This is a genomic window from Mesorhizobium sp. M7A.F.Ca.CA.004.04.2.1, from assembly GCF_004022825.1.
In the GTDB taxonomy this organism is placed as follows: domain Bacteria; phylum Pseudomonadota; class Alphaproteobacteria; order Rhizobiales; family Rhizobiaceae; genus Mesorhizobium.
Window position 1 is genome coordinate 1 of the sequence record NZ_RZPH01001550.1, and the last position, 834, is coordinate 834.

General features: G+C 61.9%; 2 protein-coding genes. Both read left to right on the forward strand.

All coding sequences use genetic code 11. The features are described from left to right. On the forward strand, positions 1–256 hold a 256-nt coding region (locus EN893_RS36055), incomplete at its 5' end, for a S26 family signal peptidase (protein ID WP_206640262.1). Then, a partial coding sequence (locus tag EN893_RS36060) for a lytic transglycosylase domain-containing protein (RefSeq protein WP_164901495.1) occupies positions 244–834 on the forward strand: 591 nt, incomplete at its 3' end. The genes EN893_RS36055 and EN893_RS36060, both read left to right, overlap by 13 nt.

Sequence of the window (834 nt, forward strand, 5' to 3'; positions counted from 1 at the left end):
TCTTGCAGCGCTGCCGGACGATAATGTCTGCGCCTTCAATGACGCCATCATCATCGGCGGCGACATCGTCGCGCGCCGGCTCAAAATCGACGCCGAAGGCCGACCTTTGCCATGGTGGAACGGCTGCCGAGCGCTCGGGGATAACGAGGTTTTCCTGCTCGGCAGCGACAAAAACCGCTCCTTCGACAGCCGCTATTTCGGGCCTGTTCCCACTCAAAATGTCATCGGGAGGCTCGTACCACTATGGACCGAGTGACCCTCCTCTTGTTGGGCATGATCGCCATTGCGCCATGCGCCTGTTCCGCCTCGACCGGCGCTGAGCCGGTCGCCATCTCCCAAAGTCCGCAGCTGCGAAAGTGGCAGACGTTGGTATCGGAAGCAAGCCGGCGCTTCCATATTCCCCAAGCCTGGATCTATGCCGTCATGGCTGCCGAAAGCGGCGGCAAGACAATGCGCGGCGGCCGCCCCATCACCTCCCCCGCTGGCGCCATGGGCCTCATGCAGGTGATGCCCGGCACCTATGAAGAGATGCGGGTCGAACACGGCCTTGGGCCTAACCCCCACGATCCGCGCGACAATATCCTGGCCGGCACGGCCTATCTCAGTGCCATGTATGACCGCTTCGGATTTCCTGGCCTGTTTGGCGCCTACAATGCCGGTCCCGAGCGCTACGACGAGCATTTGAAGCGTGGCAAACCGCTGCCAGAAGAGACCGTCGAGTACCTCGACCAACTCAAGGCGGCCGGAGTTTCGGCGGCCGACATCGAGGCGTTCGAAAGCCAATCTGTCGCTCCAAAGGCGCAAATCGCTCCTCTCGGACGGTCGCTGTTCTTC